Origin of the sequence: Paenibacillus sp. AN1007 (assembly GCF_040702995.1) — a bacterium.
In the GTDB taxonomy this organism is placed as follows: Bacteria; Bacillota; Bacilli; order Paenibacillales; family Paenibacillaceae; genus Paenibacillus.
Window position 1 is genome coordinate 238,781 of the sequence record NZ_CP159992.1, and the last position, 17,013, is coordinate 255,793.

The 17,013-nt window shown below is 47.8% G+C and carries 17 protein-coding genes; 12 read left to right on the forward strand and 5 right to left on the reverse strand.

What is annotated here, in order from left to right:
* Positions 1-97: 97 nt before the first annotated feature.
* The 3 genes from ABXS70_RS00970 to ABXS70_RS00980 form a co-directional block, all read right to left on the reverse strand.
* Complete coding sequence (locus tag ABXS70_RS00970) at positions 98-1,066, reverse strand: ATP-binding cassette domain-containing protein (protein WP_366296502.1); 969 nt, start codon at positions 1,064-1,066, stop codon at positions 98-100.
* Positions 1,067-1,129: 63 nt separating this feature from the next.
* Complete coding sequence (locus ABXS70_RS00975) at positions 1,130-1,930, reverse strand: ABC-2 family transporter protein (RefSeq protein ID WP_342552874.1); 801 nt, start codon at positions 1,928-1,930, stop codon at positions 1,130-1,132.
* Positions 1,927-2,703, reverse strand: a complete 777-nt coding sequence (locus tag ABXS70_RS00980) for an ABC-2 family transporter protein (RefSeq protein ID WP_342552873.1) — start codon at positions 2,701-2,703, stop codon at positions 1,927-1,929. Before ABXS70_RS00980 ends, ABXS70_RS00975 begins: the two co-directional genes overlap by 4 nt.
* Before the next feature lie 268 nt (positions 2,704-2,971).
* Here ABXS70_RS00980 and ABXS70_RS00985 point away from each other — a divergent pair, with 268 nt between their 5' ends.
* The 10 genes from ABXS70_RS00985 to ABXS70_RS01030 all read left to right on the forward strand — a co-directional run bounded on the left by ABXS70_RS00985 (position 2,972) and on the right by ABXS70_RS01030 (position 12,366).
* On the forward strand, positions 2,972-3,856 hold the full coding sequence (locus tag ABXS70_RS00985) for a DegV family protein (protein WP_342552872.1): 885 nt from the start codon (positions 2,972-2,974) through the stop codon (positions 3,854-3,856).
* 210 nt (positions 3,857-4,066) lie between these two features.
* Positions 4,067-4,783 (forward strand): response regulator transcription factor, encoded by a 717-nt coding sequence (locus ABXS70_RS00990; protein WP_342552871.1) that lies wholly within the window; start codon positions 4,067-4,069, stop codon positions 4,781-4,783.
* A 5-nt stretch (positions 4,784-4,788) separates the two neighbouring features.
* Positions 4,789-5,721, forward strand: a complete 933-nt coding sequence (locus ABXS70_RS00995) for a sensor histidine kinase (protein WP_342556446.1) — start codon at positions 4,789-4,791, stop codon at positions 5,719-5,721.
* 296 nt (positions 5,722-6,017) lie between these two features.
* Positions 6,018-6,941, forward strand: coding sequence for an ABC transporter ATP-binding protein (locus ABXS70_RS01000; protein WP_342552870.1), 924 nt, complete (start codon positions 6,018-6,020; stop codon positions 6,939-6,941).
* Positions 6,925-7,632 carry an ABC transporter permease gene (locus ABXS70_RS01005; RefSeq protein ID WP_366293317.1) on the forward strand — a complete coding sequence of 236 codons (708 nt, stop codon included), beginning with the start codon at positions 6,925-6,927 and terminating at the stop codon, positions 7,630-7,632. The genes ABXS70_RS01000 and ABXS70_RS01005 overlap by 17 nt, the downstream gene beginning before the upstream one ends.
* A 118-nt stretch (positions 7,633-7,750) precedes the next feature.
* Positions 7,751-8,563: a bifunctional hydroxymethylpyrimidine kinase/phosphomethylpyrimidine kinase gene (gene thiD / locus ABXS70_RS01010; RefSeq protein WP_342552868.1), complete on the forward strand. Its 813-nt coding sequence runs from the start codon at positions 7,751-7,753 to the stop codon at positions 8,561-8,563.
* Between the two features lie 295 nt (positions 8,564-8,858).
* Positions 8,859-9,539 (forward strand): response regulator transcription factor, encoded by a 681-nt coding sequence (locus ABXS70_RS01015; protein WP_342552867.1) that lies wholly within the window; start codon positions 8,859-8,861, stop codon positions 9,537-9,539.
* Positions 9,536-11,299 carry a HAMP domain-containing sensor histidine kinase gene (locus ABXS70_RS01020; protein ID WP_342552866.1) on the forward strand — a complete coding sequence of 588 codons (1,764 nt, stop codon included), beginning with the start codon at positions 9,536-9,538 and terminating at the stop codon, positions 11,297-11,299. The genes ABXS70_RS01015 and ABXS70_RS01020 overlap by 4 nt, the downstream gene beginning before the upstream one ends.
* A gap of 21 nt (positions 11,300-11,320) precedes the next feature.
* Positions 11,321-11,866 (forward strand): CDP-diacylglycerol--serine O-phosphatidyltransferase, encoded by a 546-nt coding sequence (pssA, locus tag ABXS70_RS01025; protein WP_342552865.1) that lies wholly within the window; start codon positions 11,321-11,323, stop codon positions 11,864-11,866.
* Positions 11,867-11,880: 14 nt separating this feature from the next.
* Positions 11,881-12,366, forward strand: coding sequence for a DedA family protein (locus ABXS70_RS01030; protein WP_366293322.1), 486 nt, complete (start codon positions 11,881-11,883; stop codon positions 12,364-12,366).
* Positions 12,367-12,782: 416 nt separating this feature from the next.
* Here the strand turns inward: ABXS70_RS01030 and ABXS70_RS01035 are convergent, their stop codons facing one another.
* Both ABXS70_RS01035 and ABXS70_RS01040 read right to left on the reverse strand, forming a co-directional pair.
* Positions 12,783-13,400: a transcriptional regulator gene (locus tag ABXS70_RS01035; protein ID WP_366293325.1), complete on the reverse strand. Its 618-nt coding sequence runs from the start codon at positions 13,398-13,400 to the stop codon at positions 12,783-12,785.
* A 329-nt stretch (positions 13,401-13,729) separates the two neighbouring features.
* Positions 13,730-14,920 carry a cation:proton antiporter gene (locus ABXS70_RS01040; protein WP_342552860.1) on the reverse strand — a complete coding sequence of 397 codons (1,191 nt, stop codon included), beginning with the start codon at positions 14,918-14,920 and terminating at the stop codon, positions 13,730-13,732.
* Between the two features lie 413 nt (positions 14,921-15,333).
* Between ABXS70_RS01040 and ABXS70_RS01045 the strand changes: the two genes are divergently transcribed.
* Positions 15,334-15,888 carry a DUF420 domain-containing protein gene (locus tag ABXS70_RS01045; RefSeq protein WP_272039954.1) on the forward strand — a complete coding sequence of 185 codons (555 nt, stop codon included), beginning with the start codon at positions 15,334-15,336 and terminating at the stop codon, positions 15,886-15,888.
* Between the two features lie 139 nt (positions 15,889-16,027).
* The gene (gpmA, locus tag ABXS70_RS01050; protein WP_342552859.1) at positions 16,028-16,771 is read left to right on the forward strand and encodes a 2,3-diphosphoglycerate-dependent phosphoglycerate mutase; all 744 of its coding nucleotides are present in this window, start codon (positions 16,028-16,030) and stop codon (positions 16,769-16,771) included.
* The last annotated feature ends 242 nt before the right edge of the window (positions 16,772-17,013 follow it).

Sequence of the window (17,013 nt, forward strand, 5' to 3'; positions counted from 1 at the left end):
CTCCGCTATTACAGTACGTCATGTCCCTCTTTCCTGTAACGGCGTTCGAACAGCCCTGTATCCCGATTCAATATAAAATAGGCCGACATTGGATTAATCAGTATACGTTGTGAATCACATCCTCAAAGTCCGGTTCTTTCATCTCGATATCGTCAATCTCTCCCCACTGCTCCAGTTCCTTCAGAATGTCCATCGTACGCCACTCCTTCCGATTCACCAATGCAGTCAGCACCCGGTCGTCCATGCTTGTAACCTGAATGGCAGAAGGCAGCGTGTTCGGCAGCTGAACCTGTTTTCGGAAGGCGACACGAATCATGGTAGGAAGGCCGATCGTATCCCGTAGGGAGGAGATTGTACCGTCATACGTCAGCTGCCCATGATTAATGACCATGACACGGCTGCACAGCTGTTCGATATCATCCATATCGTGGGTGGTGAGCAGAATGGTTTTGCCAAACTCTTCATTTAATGTGCGCAGAAACTGGCGAATATTCCGCTTCGCATTCACATCCAGCCCAATCGTGGGTTCGTCAAGAAAAAGCAGTTCGGGATCATGCAGCATGGACGCTGCCAGATCGGCCCGCATGCGCTGCCCGAGGGAAAGCTTGCGAACCGGAGTCGCCCAGAATGATTCAAGATCCAGCAGTTCGGCGAACTGGGACAGCCGTTTCTTTTTGACCTCCGGACTCACGCCGTACATCTCTGCCAAAATATCATACGAATCCTTCACCGGTAAGTCCCACCAGAGCTGACTTCGCTGTCCAAATACGACCCCGAGTTGGCGAACCGTCCTGCGCCGTTCCTCATGCGGATTCATCCCGCCAAGCAGCACCTCACCCCCCGTGGGGTGAAGAATGCCTGTCAGCATTTTGATCGTGGTGGATTTGCCAGCTCCATTGGGGCCAATGTAACCTACAAATTCCCCCTGCCGGATATCAAAGCTGATATCACGCACCGCTTCTTTGGTCACATACTGACGTGAAAACAAGGTGCGTACCCCCGAGAAGCGGCCTTCCCGCACAACAGGGGTTTTGAATTGTTTATGCAGGTTGCGTGCCGTAATCATATTCATGTGTATTTCGCCTCCTCCGTTAATGTATAAATAAATCGTTCAATGTATAGAGCTTCTCTAACTACCCGTACTTTGGTATTTGGTCATGCCGAACGCCCAGAATCGCAAACTGGCAGCTAAACATGTCACTGCTACCGTAGCAATGACGGCCAGCACCCATACACCGCCTTCACCGCGCAGCAGGTAGAGAGAGGGAATGTAGTTCACGAATCCAACGGGAATCGCAGTCAGCAGGAGGCTGGACATCCATTTGGGATAGAGAGTGAGTGGATATTGAGCCGCGGTGCGGGCGGCATCCTCTGTAATGACCTGCAGCTCCTCGATACGCGTCGTCCAGAAACCAAGAGTCGCTGTAGCGAGTCCGATGGAAAAAAGAATAATGGCTCCCGTTACAATAATAAACAGAGAGAGTGGGATGACCGTCCAGCCGATCTGCCCGCTGTGCATCATGCCCGCCAGCGACCAGCACAGAATGAATCCGCCCTGAAGCACTTCACCGATCATAATGCGGAAATTTTGCGGCATCAGTGCAAGCAGGACTGGCATCGGTCGTGTCAGCAGTTGATCCAGCTCACCACCTACCAAATATTTCTCCAGATGATGCACCTCATTACCGAATGTACGGTACAGCGTTTTGGATAACGTCATAATGGCGAAGAGGTAACCGATTTCATGCAGCGACCAGCCCTGGATTGCGCCAAACTTGTGCAGCACCAGTGCGACCATCAGAAACTCGGAGATTTGAATAAGTGCGGCGAGAATAGACCCCAGCACGAAATTAAACTTGTACTGCATCCGGCTGCGGATGCTGGTTCGAATGAGTATTTTATATAAGTGGAACCAGGAAATTGGCTTCATCCGCCCTGCACCTCCACTTTACGACGTAACACTTTGGTAATGGCAAGACAGAGCAGTGTCATGAACACACACCAAAGCAGGGTTCCCCACAGCAGGGAGCCATCTTCAAAACCAAGATAAATTCGGGTGGGAACATAGAGTAAAAATGGATAAGGAGACAGCCAGGCCAGTTGTTCCAGCCATGTTGGAAGCCATTCAAGCGGGATGAAGAAACCGGCCATCAGGTTCATCAGAGCATGATTAGCCCAGTGAAGCCAGGACGATTCCGTAGTCCACATAGAGGTTGCGCCGATGATGTAGTTCATACAGATGGATAAGTATGCTGCGCCAGCAAGTGCAAGTGCGGACCAGCCTATTGCAGCGGCCTCCGAAGGCCATTTTAGGGAAAAAACGAGAGAGTAGAGCAGGTAGATCGGCAGGCTTTTGTACACGAATTGGTAGGCGATCTGCCCCCATTCACGTGCCATCAGGTGGGTGAACAGATGAACGGGACGCATGAGGTCCAGCGCAATCTGCCCTGTCCTGACACTAAGCGGAATGCCCAGTCCGTTCGTCAGGAAACCCGAGATCCAGAGTGACGATTGCGTGAAGGCGATGTAACCGATCATTCCCTGTACCCCGTATTCTCCGAGCTGATGATCGGCCCCGATGCCGATCCAGAGACAAGCATACATGTAACCAAACATGGCGCTTGCCAGGTTGTGTACCATGTGTGCCCCGCGATATTGCAGGTTTCGGGCGTAGGCTTTGGAAGCGAGCGTAAGATAAAGCATATGACACCTCCGATAAGTGGATTGAACGGCGGACCCGTTCACTTCAGTCAAGGCGAAAAAGAGAGAAGGACAACAGCATACCAATATATTCCTTCACAGGCAAGACATTTTTTTAGAGAATACTGGAATCTTAGGGGTTGTTCATGAATGCGCCACAAGACAGGCAGGGAAGAATTCCTTTATAATGAAGAGGTAAAACCGCAAGCGGTTACAATTGTGTTTATTCAAATTTAAAATAACCGCCGGGCATGTGCCTGACGATGGGTAGATGATTACCAGCACGAACAATCCGGCAAGAGAGAAGGATGTCATGAAGAAAATTGCATGGGTCACCGACAGCACCAGTACACTGGATTCCGCTTTTGCGGAGCAAAATCATATCTATATCGTGCCGCTGCGCATCGTATTTGGCGAGGAATGTTACCGGGAAACCGAGGAGATCTCGTCCGACATATTCTACGAGAAGCTGGATGCTTCTTCGCGCGCAAGCAGTTCACAGCCGCCGATTGGCGAATTCATTGAACTGTATGAGTCCATTAAGGATCAGTACGATGAGATTATTACGATACACTGCTCCACGGAACTTAGCGGAACGCTCCACACCTCAATGCAGGCTGCGGAGATTGCAGGCGTGACGGTTACCGCAATTGATTCGAGGGCAGGAGCCTATCCTCTTCGCGAGATGATTATGCAGGGCCTGGAGTGGCAGAAGCAGGGATATTCAGCTGCCGAGATTAAATCCAATATTGAGCAGATGATTGAACAGATGTCTTTTTATCTGATTCCTGCCAGCCTTCAGAACCTTCACCGCAGCGGGCGTGTGACAGGAACACAACTGATCATCAGCCAACTGCTCAAAATCCATCTGCTGCTTCGATTTGAAGAGGGCAAAGTCGTCGTTAACGAGAAAATTCGCACCTTCAAACGTACCAAGGAGCGCATGCTTGAGATGCTGAAGAAAGACGTGGAGAAAGTCAAACATGTATGCATTATGCATGCAAACAATCAAGAGGAAGCCCATACGATCAGACAGCAGATTTCGGAACTGCTCCCACGTTTAAAAACAGAAATTATGCCGTTCATTCCGGTAGTCAGCATTCATGCTGGAGCGGGCACAATCGGATTGTGCTGGATTCGCAGTGAGCATGCATAGGCACCCAACGAATCTGGATTGATATTCATAAGCGAGTAAGCAAAATAATTAATCATAAACAAACCTGATCGAGCACACTTGAAGCCCAAGTGCCTGTTTGGTCAGGTTTTTTTGATAGGTCATTGCCAATTTCAGCAAACTGTGAGGTAATGAAGAAAACGGTCTTATAGAACAGCTTCATAGAAAATCTTTTATATCGGAGGGAAGTTGATGTCAAGTCACCGTTTGCTGCTTGTTGAAGACGACCGCTCGATTAGTGAGATGGTTGGACCTTATTTGGAAAAAGAGGGCTTCGACCTTACATATGCTTATGACGGTTTGGAGGCAGAGCAGCTGTTCAAAGAGACGAAGCCTTGTTTTGATCTGATTATTCTTGATCTGATGCTGCCCCATCGCAGCGGGATGGATGTGCTGCAGACGATTCGCGCCAGCAGTTTGGTGCCCGTACTTATTCTTTCGGCGAAAGACGGAGAGGTGGACAAAGCGCTGGGTCTCGGTTTTGGCGCTGACGATTACTTGAGTAAACCGTTCTCGCTGATCGAGCTTACGGCTCGCATCAAAGCAGCGATCCGAAGAGCCAATTATACAGCCCAGCCCGCCGAAGAAACTGCACCTCATCAGCGGATAACGATCGGCGGACTTGTCGTGGATATAGAGACGTACGAAGTAGAACGCGAAGGGGAGCCAATTAAGCTGACGTCCAAAGAGTTCGGTATTTTAAAATTGCTTGTAACTCATCCCGGCAAGGTGTTCACAAAGGCACAGATCTATGCATCCGTCTGGAATGATCATTACTACGGAGACGAAAATATTATTAACGTACATATGCGCCGCTTGCGGGAAAAGCTGGAGGTTGATCCTTCCGCTCCACGTTACATCAAGACATTATGGGGGATCGGATATAAGCTGGAGGCGGAACAGGTATGATCATTATGCTTTGGCTCCTTTCTTTGTCTACAGTGCTGCTTGTATGTATAGCTGCCTTGCTTGGGCTGAGGCTGCGTAAACGCAGTACGCACCTGAGCTACATCCATAACAAAGTATCAGGGATTCTGGAGCAGGGTACGTTTGAACGTTTGCTGGTGTTTGATAGCGACGCGCAGATAAGCAGGTTGTTAAATGACATGAACCGACTGCTTGAGCATGCCCATCTGGCTAAGGCTGATTATGCTAACCAAGAGAAAGAGATGCGTAATATGCTCTCCAACATTTCACATGATCTGAAGACCCCGCTTACGGTTGTACTCGGCTATAGTGAAACGCTGCAGCACAGCTCATCCCTGACGGATGAAGAACGGAGAGTCATGACGGAGAAAATACAAGATAAGGCACAGGAAGTGCTGCGGTTAATTCATTCCTTTTTTGACCTCGCCAAGCTTGAATCCGGAGACCGTGAGCTGGAAGTAAGTCGTGTGAACATCAGCGAACTGTGCCGGGTGAAAATGTTATCGTTTTATGAATTGCTTACGAAGCTGGGACTGCATGTCGAACTGGACATCCCTGAACAGGACGTATTTGTAAGGGGGAACGAAGAAGCGTTGGATCGGGTGATGGATAACCTAATTACGAATGCCATGAAATATGGAGCCGACGGGAAAGTGCTGGGAATATCGATACTAAACCGTAAAGAGGGGCCGGTTACAATTCAAGTATGGGATCGGGGGAAAGGCATTCCCGAAAAAGAGCACAGCCGTGTCTTTGAGCGAATGTATACGCTGGAGGATTCCCGTAATCGGATGTATCAGGGCAGCGGCTTGGGCTTGACAATCACGAAGCGGCTGGTAGAACGAATGGGCGGACGTATTGACCTGCACAGCGTGCCGCATCAGCGTACCGTATTTTCCTTTACGTTAGAGGGGATGTAGGACGTTAAATGTCGAGCAGAAAAACTTGGAAAAGCGGAGCGTTCACTGAAAAGTTTTCTGAAAGAAATCAGCATCGGAAGCATATGCTTATCACCTGATTTCTCCCTTTCTAGAGGGAATCAAAAAAAATCTGGAGATACAATGTGGGGCGATTATTCTGCCATCGAAGTGTCTTTGTAAATTAGTGGGGTATCAACTTAAGGTTTTTGTAAGATTTGATTAATAAAAAAGCAGACTTTTTTCTTTACAATACAGATATAAGAACCCGAGCAGGGGACGTAAAGGAGAATGGCCAGATGAGTTATATTGCACGGACCATCAATCTAACGAAGGTGTACGAAGGGACAGAGGTTGTATCCGGCGTTCATATGAATATTAAACAAGGCGAGATTTATGGATTTCTGGGCCCCAACGGAGCAGGGAAAACAACATTAATGAAGATGTTAACCAATCTCGTTAAACCTACAGCGGGTGAGATCGAACTTTTTGGCGAAAAGCTGAACCCGAATTCATATGAACTGTTGAAACGCATGGGCAGCATAATCGAGTATCCCTTTTTCTATGACAAACTGTCTGCTAGGGAGAATCTGGACCTTCATTGTGAGTATATGGGTTTCCCGAACAAACAAATGATTGGCAAACATATGGAGATGGTCGGTTTGAAGGATGCGGGCAGTAAACCTGTGAAGGACTTCTCTCTCGGTATGAAGCAGCGGCTTGGGCTGGCTCGTGCACTTATAACGACTCCCGAGTTGTTAATTCTGGATGAACCGATCAACGGGCTGGACCCGGTCGGTATCAAAGAGATGCGTGAACTCTTCAAAAGGTTAAGCACAGAATATCGTATTACCATGCTCATCTCCAGTCACATACTCGGTGAAGTGGAGCAGGTTGCGGACACGATTGGCGTCATCCGTCATGGAAGGCTCGTAGAGGAAGTATCCATGGAAAGCATTCGCGGCAATCACACCGATTACATTGAAGTACAGGCTGCGGATCCCCGCAAAGCTGCCTACGTAGTAGAACATTTGCTTCATCTGGACAATTACAAACTGTTAGATGAGCAGACGCTGCGTATTTATGATCCGGGTCTTATCCCATCCGATCTCAACAGTAAGTTGGTCCAGCACGGTGTTGCGGTAGAGTCGATATCCAAACGATCGCATTCTCTGGAAGAGCACTTTATGAGTCTGATGAAAGGGGATGATGACGCTGCTTAAACTTATCCGTCTGGAATGGCGCAAGCACCGCTTTGCCCGTAATTTTGTGGGTGTGGGTATCGCCAATATCAGCATTCTTCTATTCATTATCCTGATTGGCATTACAGAACGAGGGGCTGCAGATTACGTCCTGGCGAATTACCATGACGCCTTCATCCTGATTGATACCATTGCCCGAGCGGTATTTATCATATTCGCAGGTTCCCTGATATCCAAATTAATCATTAGTGAGTACCGGGACAAAACGATGAATGTCATGTTCACCTATCCGATCAAGCGGCATAAAATTATCGCTGCAAAGTTAATACTGGTATTTATATTTACTTTCGCAATGATTATGTTTACAGATATTCTGATGGGGACTCTTCTGCTGGCTGCGAATCAATATTATGGCTTTATTACCGAGCCGCTGGGGTCGGCAGCGTTGGGGCAGCTGGTGCTTAAATACACGATCAGTTCACTCTCTGCAGCTGCGATGGCTCTGATTCCCCTATTCTTCGGTATGCGCAAGCATTCGGTAACAACTACAATGGTTGCTTCGGTTCTCCTTGTTTTCATTGTGTGCTCCGGTTTCGGCGGCCCTACAATGTCGCTCAACGATATCATCGTTATTCCGTTGACCTTAGGAGCGATAGGATTATGGATTGCTGCACTTTCCATGGTACGGCTGGATACCAAAGATGTGAATTAAGACATAACTTCTTTTCCTTCTGAAAACCACGCGCTGCATGGCTTGACATGCCATTGACATCCGCACGTACAAGGGATAGGATAGTGTCAACTGAAACACGAAGGAGATTAGAACGACCATGACGATTCCTAAAACGTTGACCATCGCAGGTTCAGATACGAGCGGCGGTGCTGGTATTCAAGCGGATTTAAAAACATTCCAGGAGCTGGGTGTATACGGAATGACCGTATTAACAACGGTTGTTGCGATGGAACCTGAAACATGGGATCACCAGGTCTTCCCTGTAGAGTTGAATGTGGTCGAAGCTCAGCTTCGTACTGTTCTGGACGGCATTGGCTTTGACGCCATGAAGACAGGCATGCTTGGTTCTGTAGATATTATTGAGCTTGTCGCCAAACATATTCGCCGCAGCGGTCTCCCGCAGATCGTTATCGATCCGGTTATGGTCTGCAAAGGCACGGATGAAGTGCTGCAGCCGGAAAATACAGAAGCGATGATCGAGTTTTTACTGCCGGGGGCAGACCTCGTCACACCAAATCTGTTTGAAGCTTCCCAACTGGCGAAGAGCGGTCCGATTCGTTCCAAAGAGCAGATGGAAGCCGCCGCAGCTGCCATTCATGCTCATGGTGCCAAGCATGTTCTGATCAAAGACCGCGGTGTAATTAACCCGGGTAAAGCGATGGACTTGCTCTATGACGGAACAAACGTTGAATGGTTTGAGGCTGATGTTGTCGGCTCCGGGTATACACATGGTGCAGGATGCACAACCTCCGCTGCGATTACGGCAGGTTTGGCTCGTGGCCTATCGGTGAAAGAGGCTGTACGTGAAGGAAAAGCGTTTATTACCAAAGCGATTGCTGGCGGGTTCCCGTTGAACCGCTTTGTTGGTCCTACACTGCATGCTGCACATCGTTTGGAGCACCAACGTTAATCATCGTTCACAATGAGCCTGTTCTTCACAGGACGGCCTGCAGCGCAGCGTATGCTTTTAATAAGCATATCCGGAATTTCATCTTAGGAGCGGTCAACAAACAGTGTACTGCCTGTTGGCTGCTTCTTTTTTTATGCTCATTTTGATAAAAAATAGTAACTTTTGGTATATATTAATCGTATATATGGTGAAGCAGATCTCTGAATGGATCTGGATTTATATGGATGCATCTGGACACATGAACGACACATGAAGCAGGTATGTTAACTTTAGTAATCGAGAAGGAGAGTCGGTCATGATCAGAACCGTGCTTCTGGTAGAAGACGAAAGCCGCATTCGCGAGATTGTGGCCGATTATTTTATAAAAGAACAATGGCATGTGATTGAAGCTGAGGATGGAGTACAGGCGCTGGAACAGCTGGCGCTGCATCAGGTGGATCTAGTCATACTGGATGTATTAATGCCTGAAATGGATGGCTGGACATTATGCGGTCATATTCGCTCTACTTCTGCCGTACCTATTATCATGCTCACCGCAAAGTCCGAGGATGATGACAAAATCCACGGTTTTCAATTAGGTGTAGATGATTATGTTACCAAACCGTTCAGTCCCCGGGTTCTCGTCGCGCGGGCGGAGACATTGATGAAACGTGTGGAAGGCGCGGTAGGACGTGAGCAGGGGGCGATCCGCTTTGGCGGGGTCACTCTTGATCCTTGGGCCAAACGTATAGAGAGAGACGGGGCCGAGGTGGAGCTTGCACCAAAGGAATATGAGCTGCTTCTCTATCTCGCTCGGAATGCAGGTATTGTCCTATCGCGGGAAGCGATATTGAATCGGGTATGGGGATTTGACTTTGAAGGTGATTCCCGAGTGGTGGACACACATATCAAGAAACTCCGCAGCAAATTGGGGGATGAAGCCAAGTGCATTCGGACCGTGATTGGTACAGGATATCGTTTTGAGGCGGAGGCATGAGAAGAAACGGCGTAACGATGAAGCTGTTTCTGGTCATGGCCGGGTTCCTGCTCCTGCTGTACGGAACAACGGTACTTGCCCAGCTGATCTGGTTCCCCGATTTTTACCAGCATCAGAAGATCACAAGTATGAAAAAGAAACTGTCCAAGTTTGAACAGCAGTATTCCGCGAGCCACTGGAATGATCTGCAGCTTGCCAAAGAAACAGGCAGGTTCATGCGCCAGAATCAGTCCCATCTCGTTATTTTGACGAATACAGGCAAACTGGTAGATGATCCCTTTCACATTACACTTCTTCAGGAAGACGGCAAGCGTGTGAAGGTTTCCCTATCTCTGTTCATTAATAGTGAGAACGCAGGCTGGATCAGGTCTCATCTGAAGTTTGGGCAAAAACTCACCGTAAAGGGGCCATCCGGCAATCTGGATCAACCTGAACCGATGGTATACCCATTCAAAATTCAGGATGCGGCTTCTGCCGCATGGGGAACGGAGACCTTTCAGGAATCACTGCTGCCGGTTCAGGAATGGACCGGGGTATTAACAGAGGTTGTGCTGCCTGACCTCGCGACCTGGAGTCAGCGGCAAGGACTGCTTGTGCAGGCTCTCGAAAGCCGGTTCCCATTGTCATCGGAAGATCAGCAGACGCTGTCTAACGGTAACATGATTAATGAGGAATGGACGGACGGCTGGAGCGGTGTCCGCAATGTGATTACGATTGCTCCGGTGCATCGTGCCGGTTCAGAGCAGCAGTTGATTTTTTCTCTCACCTCACTTCAGGAGATGCGGGAAGCGAATGAAGCGACTCGTTTATTTTATGGATACTTCGGCATTGGTGCTTTTGTTTTGATTCTGCTGCTTGCGCTGCTGCTGTCTCGAATTATTACAAAGCCGCTTCTTGCTCTGAATCATGTGGCCAAGAAGATGTCCACGCTGGATTTCACGGTGAAATCACCGATCCGGCGCAAGGATGAGATTGGCAGCCTTTCCGATAGTCTGAATGCATTATCAGGTACACTTGGTCAAACATTGGAGGAACTTAGACAGGCCAATGAACAGATGCGTACCGATATGGAAATGAAGCAGCAGATTGAACAGCGTCAGCGTAAGTTTTTTGCCGATGCCTCTCATGAACTCAAGACGCCTATCAGCATTATTAAGGGATATTCGGAAGGGCTGAAAGACGGCGTAAGTGAAAACAAGCGAGAACGCTACATTGAAGTCATTGTAGACGAAGCTGTCAAGATGGAGACGATGGTTGAAGAGATGCTGGATCTGGTGAGACTTGAATCTGCTGCGATTCAGCTGAATACAGGAGCGATTGCCCTGGCAGATATGATTGAAGATATTACCGGGCGTCTCGGACCTCAGCTGAAAGGTAAAGGACTTGAAGTTGTGCTTGTTTCCACAACGGAGCAGACCGTTGAAGGCGACCGAAGCAAGCTGGAGCAGGTATTTTATAATATTATGATGAATGCTATACGTCACGCGGTTCCGCAAACCGATATAATGATTGAGATTAGCAGACATGAAGGATCTGTCCACGTTACGATTGAAAATAAAGGTGAACATATTGCGGAAGAAGAACGTCAGTATATATGGGAGAGGTTCTACCGTGTAGAACGTTCGCGCAATCGCAAAATGGGAGGGACCGGGCTGGGCCTGGCCATTGCGAAGCAGATTCTGGATCTGCACGGGTGTGGTTATGGTGTGGAGAATACACCGGATGGCGTACGTTTTTATATTACATTTCCTAAAGCCTAGTATGAAAGGAAGTTAAATCTTATGAAGTCTTTACCATCCATTTTAACCTTGGGTAATTTAAGTTCGGGGATGCTTGCAGTCATTATGGCGATTCATGGGGAGTTCGCCTTGGCTGTGACGATGATCTGGGTAGCGATGTTCTTTGATCTATTCGATGGATATGCAGCGCGCAAGCTTCATTGCGAAGGGGAATTTGGCAAGGCACTTGATTCACTGGCCGATGTCGTTTCTTTCGGGACAGCTCCTGTGCTGATTTTATACCTTAACTCAATGACCGAAGTCGGTTTCCTGGGTATGGCGTTGACAGCATTGTTCCCCGTGTGCGGAGCACTTCGTCTTGCACGGTATAACTGTCAGAAAACACCCGTTAGTGGTTTTGTCGGAATGCCGATTACCTTCGCAGGTGGGCTGATGTCCTTCTTCGCTCTGTGGAGTCCTTATTTTACTCAGGGAGTAGCATACCTCGTTATTGTTGTATTATCAGGTCTTATGGTCAGCCAAATCCGTTTCCCTACACTGAAGCAGCTGCTGCCCTCTCATGAGAAGGATATTGTGGAACCGAAATAAGGAGCGAGTCGAGTATGGAATTTGCTAAAGAAATTATTAGTCAATATGGGTATTTTGCAATATATGGATTACTCGCTCTTGGCGTCATTGGACTGCCGATACCGGATGAGGTGCTGATGACCTTCGTGGGTTATCTCGCCTCCATCTCGGTTCTGAATTATTGTGTATCCATTGCTGTTTGCTTTGGCGGGGCGTTTACTGGAGGCATACTGAGTTATACCATTGGCAGAAAAGCAGGCAGGCCCTTGTTTGATAAGTATGGCAAATGGATAGGGATCAATGCCAAGCGATTCAGTAGGGTAGAGACCTGGTTTCTCAAGTATGGATCCTGGTCTGTTATTATCGGTTACTTCATCCCAGGTGTTCGTAATCTGATGTGCTGTTTCTCTGGCATGAGCCGCATGGGGATGGGCAGATACGTAATTGTTTCAAGTATTGGTGCCTTTGCCTGGTGTGTCGTGTTTATTTCGATTGGTTTCTATGTAGGTGTATTAACGTAGGTTGGATAATCTGTGCAGGGTGGACAGATTATGTTCACTTCGCTAAAAGATTTCCGGTTCCCAGTCGCCGCATCCGGCATCAGTAAGGGATGCAAATTATAACTCAGGATAGAAGACCTCTTGTGCGTAAAGTGGTCTTTTTTACTGTCTATTTTTTTAAAAATAGCCAATGCCAACTCCAACTTAACTCCACAATTACCTAAGCCAAGCTAAGTGGACCTCAAATCGATTTAAGACTAGATTAAGCTGAGTCGAATGATTTCTTCAATCTAACCTAAGCTAAAGCTGGACCAAGGGCCAAAATCGTAAGTGAACTAAAGTTAATTCAACCAATGATCCAAATAGCGTCTCTGGAAATCGTTAGAAAGAATTACTATAGGCACTTCTGTAGACAACTGCATCCATGCACTTTTCTCTTATGATCGTAAAGCGTAAGTCCGATACCTTTTATTACCGCTCGCAGCATATACGATCTGTTGGTCCAGCAGATTGCGGAGAATTTTTCGGGTGTGAACGTTAGAAACTCGCAGATGTGCTGCCAGCTCTGAAGGTGTAAAAGGGCGGACTATACGTCTTGCGTATCGGACTGCTTCAGCATCCAACCAGTTCAGGGACGGAGGTACATCTGAAGACACGAATTTACCTATGAAAGCCAGCACCAGCTGCTGACACTGTTTCGGTTCGTCTTTGATGGAGAGATAGGCAATTGGTAGAAAAGTCCAGTCTTCCAGCGTTAAAAGACAATGGCGCCAGCACAAATCCTTGAAACGCCTCACATCGAGATCACGGGCGTGAGGCCCATAGCCTTGAATTTCGATGCCCCCCTTCACGCCATTACCTGGTAAATAGGCTAGGTCCAGATAGCGATAACCGTTGTGAAAGTCCCGAACCTCCCATTCAGGGTAAAGATGGTTAAAGTTTTTCATTACAGGAAACCAGACAGAACGTAGAAATTCCAACGTTCCATGTTCAAGTCCATGTTCGATGCGGGACCGTACCCGTGGGTTTGTTTCTTTGGCAATCAGTGCTGCCATTCAACTCCCATACGCCTCATCAAAATCATAACTCATCTTGCTCATCCAATGACCACCCCCATAAATTTAAAAGCAAAAAGCCGCTCTGCCCCATTCAGCCTCCACAGGGGAGAGCTGGAAAATGGACAAAGCGGCGTGTACTCCACGACCGACATTCTTTCGTGTCACAAGTGACTAAAGAAATTACGATCACTTTATAACTATCATACTCGATTTACAGAAGTAACGCACTACACAACATGTGTAACTCTCATCACTGAAATGTTAACTATTACCTGCATCTACTTTTATCATGTTCGCTGCAAACTGATCTGTTCCATGCTGAGGATTTACCCATCCTGATGAGACTCTTCGATCCCGCGCTCCACACGACGGTCTCCCTTTTTACGGGCAAACGTGATCTTAAGCAGCGGTGGGGTGACTAGAGTGGTGACAATAACCATAATAACCACGCTGGTGAAATATTCAGCATCAAGCAGACCTGACGCAAGTCCAGTGGAGGCAATAATGAGAGCAACTTCGCCTCTGGAAATCATGCCTGCCCCGATGGCAATCGAAGAAGAACGGTCAAAACCGGTTAATCGGGCACCGATACCTCCGCCAAGAATTTTGGTCAAAATGGCTACAATGCTGATGACGATGATCAGGCCAATCTGAGAGCCCACACCCTCAAAAGTTACATTTAGTCCAATGCTGACGAAGAAAACGGGGACAAATACACTGTATGCGATAGGTTCCACCTTTTGCTCCACCTCATGTTTGAAGCCGGTTTGAGATACAGCAATACCTGCTGCAAATGCACCGATAATACCGGCAACGCCCATCCATTCTGCAAAATAAGAGAAGCCAAAGCAGATAATTAGTCCTGCCGTAATGACAGTTTCCGTAACGCGCAGCGGGGCCATCCATTTCATAATACGCGGCACGAGCAGCCAGCCTGCTGCAGTGATGATAACGAAGAACAGCAGCTTTTTACTGATCAGCCAGGCAATGGACACATCTCCGCCCCCCGTTCCAAGTACACTCATCATAACGGCGAGAAGTACAACGACGAGTACATCATCAACTACGGCAGCTCCCAGAATGGTTGTACCTTCACGAGAACTGAGCTGGTTCATATCCTTCAATGTCTGTACGGAGATACTTACGGACGTGGCACAGAACAACAGACCAAAGAACAGCGCATGAGTCTGTGACATCCCAAAGGCTATTGCCGATCCATATCCCCCGATAAAAGGTAAAATAACTCCGCCCACTGCCACAGCGAAAGCGGACTTCCAGTTTTTTTTCAACTGCTCCAGGTCGGTTTCCAGACCTGCAATGAACATAAGCAGCAGTACGCCGATCTCGGCCATGTAATGCACAAAATCACTTTTCTCCACCCAGCCAAGCAGGGCAGGTCCAAGAATAACACCTACAATAAGTTTTCCCAGCACCGATGGCTGGCCTAATCGAACGGACAGGTCACCTGCAAGTTTGGTGAAGATTAAGATAAGGGCAAGAACGAGTACAAATTCCACAGTCGGTTTCTCCTCTCTGATCGCGGCATACTTAGAATATCCTTTCCAAGGGAAAACAACCCGTCCCAGCCGGTCTGCAACAGACAAAAGGCATGGAACAACGATAACAAGTTACCGTTCCATGCCTAAAAAAGACAAAGAGGGGCCCTTGGTGACAGGCTCCTCCGTAGTCGACGCGTATGTGATTAAGTGCATTAATTATAACACATCTGCCGACTTGGGTAAAATAGTACTCGGGCAAAAAGGGATGAAAACGGCCTTCAACGGGCATTTATACGTAAAGGCCGCATTTTTTGTTCAGAGTGTTGTCACTTAACAGCCCTGATTCGCCGAGATATAATGATATAGAACACAGAAAGTTAGGATATGAGGAGGATTTTGCATTGGCTAAAAAGGAAAGAGGGGATCTGGACATGTCATCCAATCAGACGACCCCGACCAGTAATAAAAATTTCGCAGGTATCATTATTACCATCTCCATTCTTGCTAACGTTATCATCCTGTTACTGTTTTTTGCACCATCGATCGGTTATAAAGGCGACGTCACATTTGACATTACTGTGCTGCCGCGCTTTAACGCCGTATTTAACAGCTTTACCTTTATCTTTTTGCTTGCGGCACTGATCGCGATCATCAAACGTAACGTCAAGCTGCACAAGCGCTTTATTTTAGCGGCATTTTCAACGACGCTGCTGTTTCTGGTGACGTATCTGACGTTCCACTATCTTTCCCCGGAAACGTCCAAATTTGGCGGCGAAGGAATCGTTCGTTCCATCTACTTCTTTATTTTGATCACGCACAGTATTCTGGCTGCGCTGATTGTACCGCTGGCGCTGTTTACCTTGGTATGGGGCTGGACGAACCAGCTTCAAAAACACCGTAAAATTGCACGCTGGACCATGCCGATCTGGCTGTATGTCAGCTCCACAGGGGTAGTCGTTTACCTGATGATGGCACCTTATTATTAATTCTATTTCACGGGTTTAACCATTCACGTCATGTATTTTTTCGAAAGAAGCTGTACCTGGGGTTAGCAGATACTAATACGGCTGCTGTATAAGTTTGCTGGATCTGTGGTTGATGTATCCAAGGAAGGAGGGGCACGTGATGTACAGAATAGTATTGATTCGCCATGGACAGAGCATGTGGAACGTGGAAAACCGCTTTACCGGATGGACTGACGTGGATCTGACTGAGGATGGTTACGGGGAAGCGCGTAAGGCGGGGAAAATTCTGAAAGAGCAGGGGTTTGATTTTGACTGTGCTTACGCCTCGGTACTGAAACGTTCCATCCGTACATTGGATATTGCGCTGGATGAGATGGACTTGATGTGGATTCCGATTGAGAAGACGTGGAAGCTGAATGAGCGCCACTATGGAGCGCTGCAGGGATTGAACAAACAGCAAACTGCCTTGAAATATGGAGAAGACCAAGTCCATGAATGGCGGCGTTCGATTAACGTATCACCTCCGGCTCTGGATGAGAATGATGATAGATATGTGCAGGATTTGGACAAGTATAAGCGACTTGGCTGCACGATCCCGCGTACTGAGAATTTAATGGATACGTCCAAGCGGGTACTGGAGTACTGGGAGGCAGAGATCAAACCGATGGTTTCGGCGGGAAAAAGAGTGCTGATCTCCGCGCATGGCAATACGCTCCGTTCCCTTGTCATGCATCTGGACCAAATGTCCGAAGCAGACGTGATGGCGCTCAACATCCCGACAGGCATTCCGCTTGTCTATGAGTTGAACGAAGAGCTTCACCCGATCGGTCATTTTTATCTGACCGCCGATGGCTCAACTTACAAACATGAAGAGATGAGCCATGCAGCTCGACCATCCGACTGAATCAAAGAACAGCTCATACAGGCTCGCGTAACGGAGCACAATAACCAAGCAAAGATGATCACCGAACCATTCTTCATTCGGTGGATCATCTTTTTTGTACGGTTAAACCGAAGCATCAGGGGTGTACCTGTGAGAGAGAGATTTATTTTTTCAAAGGCAGGCCTTGGTATCGTTTCGTTTGCGCTGGATCGGGTAAAACTCAAACAAGACACAACGTACATTAAACCCTAAGGAGGAGAGCT

What these genes read in the sequence shown, in the direction of transcription:
- ABXS70_RS01015 (WP_342552867.1), top strand. Translation starts at nt 8,859, where the DNA reads ATGATCAGAACCGTGCTTCTGGTAGAAGACGAAAGCCGCATTCGCGAG.
- ABXS70_RS00990 (WP_342552871.1), top strand. Translation starts at nt 4,067, where the DNA reads ATGTCAAGTCACCGTTTGCTGCTTGTTGAAGACGACCGCTCGATTAGT.
- ABXS70_RS01030 (WP_366293322.1), top strand. Translation starts at nt 11,881, where the DNA reads ATGGAATTTGCTAAAGAAATTATTAGTCAATATGGGTATTTTGCAATA.
- gpmA (WP_342552859.1), top strand. Translation starts at nt 16,028, where the DNA reads ATGTACAGAATAGTATTGATTCGCCATGGACAGAGCATGTGGAACGTG.
- ABXS70_RS01000 (WP_342552870.1), top strand. Translation starts at nt 6,018, where the DNA reads ATGAGTTATATTGCACGGACCATCAATCTAACGAAGGTGTACGAAGGG.
- ABXS70_RS00970 (WP_366296502.1), bottom strand. Translation starts at nt 1,066, where the DNA reads ATGATTACGGCACGCAACCTGCATAAACAATTCAAAACCCCTGTTGTG.
- ABXS70_RS01005 (WP_366293317.1), top strand. Translation starts at nt 6,925, where the DNA reads ATGATGACGCTGCTTAAACTTATCCGTCTGGAATGGCGCAAGCACCGC.
- ABXS70_RS00985 (WP_342552872.1), top strand. Translation starts at nt 2,972, where the DNA reads ATGATTACCAGCACGAACAATCCGGCAAGAGAGAAGGATGTCATGAAG.
- ABXS70_RS01020 (WP_342552866.1), top strand. Translation starts at nt 9,536, where the DNA reads ATGAGAAGAAACGGCGTAACGATGAAGCTGTTTCTGGTCATGGCCGGG.
- ABXS70_RS01045 (WP_272039954.1), top strand. Translation starts at nt 15,334, where the DNA reads ATGTCATCCAATCAGACGACCCCGACCAGTAATAAAAATTTCGCAGGT.
- pssA (WP_342552865.1), top strand. Translation starts at nt 11,321, where the DNA reads ATGAAGTCTTTACCATCCATTTTAACCTTGGGTAATTTAAGTTCGGGG.
- thiD (WP_342552868.1), top strand. Translation starts at nt 7,751, where the DNA reads ATGACGATTCCTAAAACGTTGACCATCGCAGGTTCAGATACGAGCGGC.
- ABXS70_RS00995 (WP_342556446.1), top strand. Translation starts at nt 4,789, where the DNA reads ATGCTTTGGCTCCTTTCTTTGTCTACAGTGCTGCTTGTATGTATAGCT.
- ABXS70_RS01035 (WP_366293325.1), bottom strand. Translation starts at nt 13,400, where the DNA reads ATGGCAGCACTGATTGCCAAAGAAACAAACCCACGGGTACGGTCCCGC.
- ABXS70_RS00975 (WP_342552874.1), bottom strand. Translation starts at nt 1,930, where the DNA reads ATGAAGCCAATTTCCTGGTTCCACTTATATAAAATACTCATTCGAACC.
- ABXS70_RS00980 (WP_342552873.1), bottom strand. Translation starts at nt 2,703, where the DNA reads ATGCTTTATCTTACGCTCGCTTCCAAAGCCTACGCCCGAAACCTGCAA.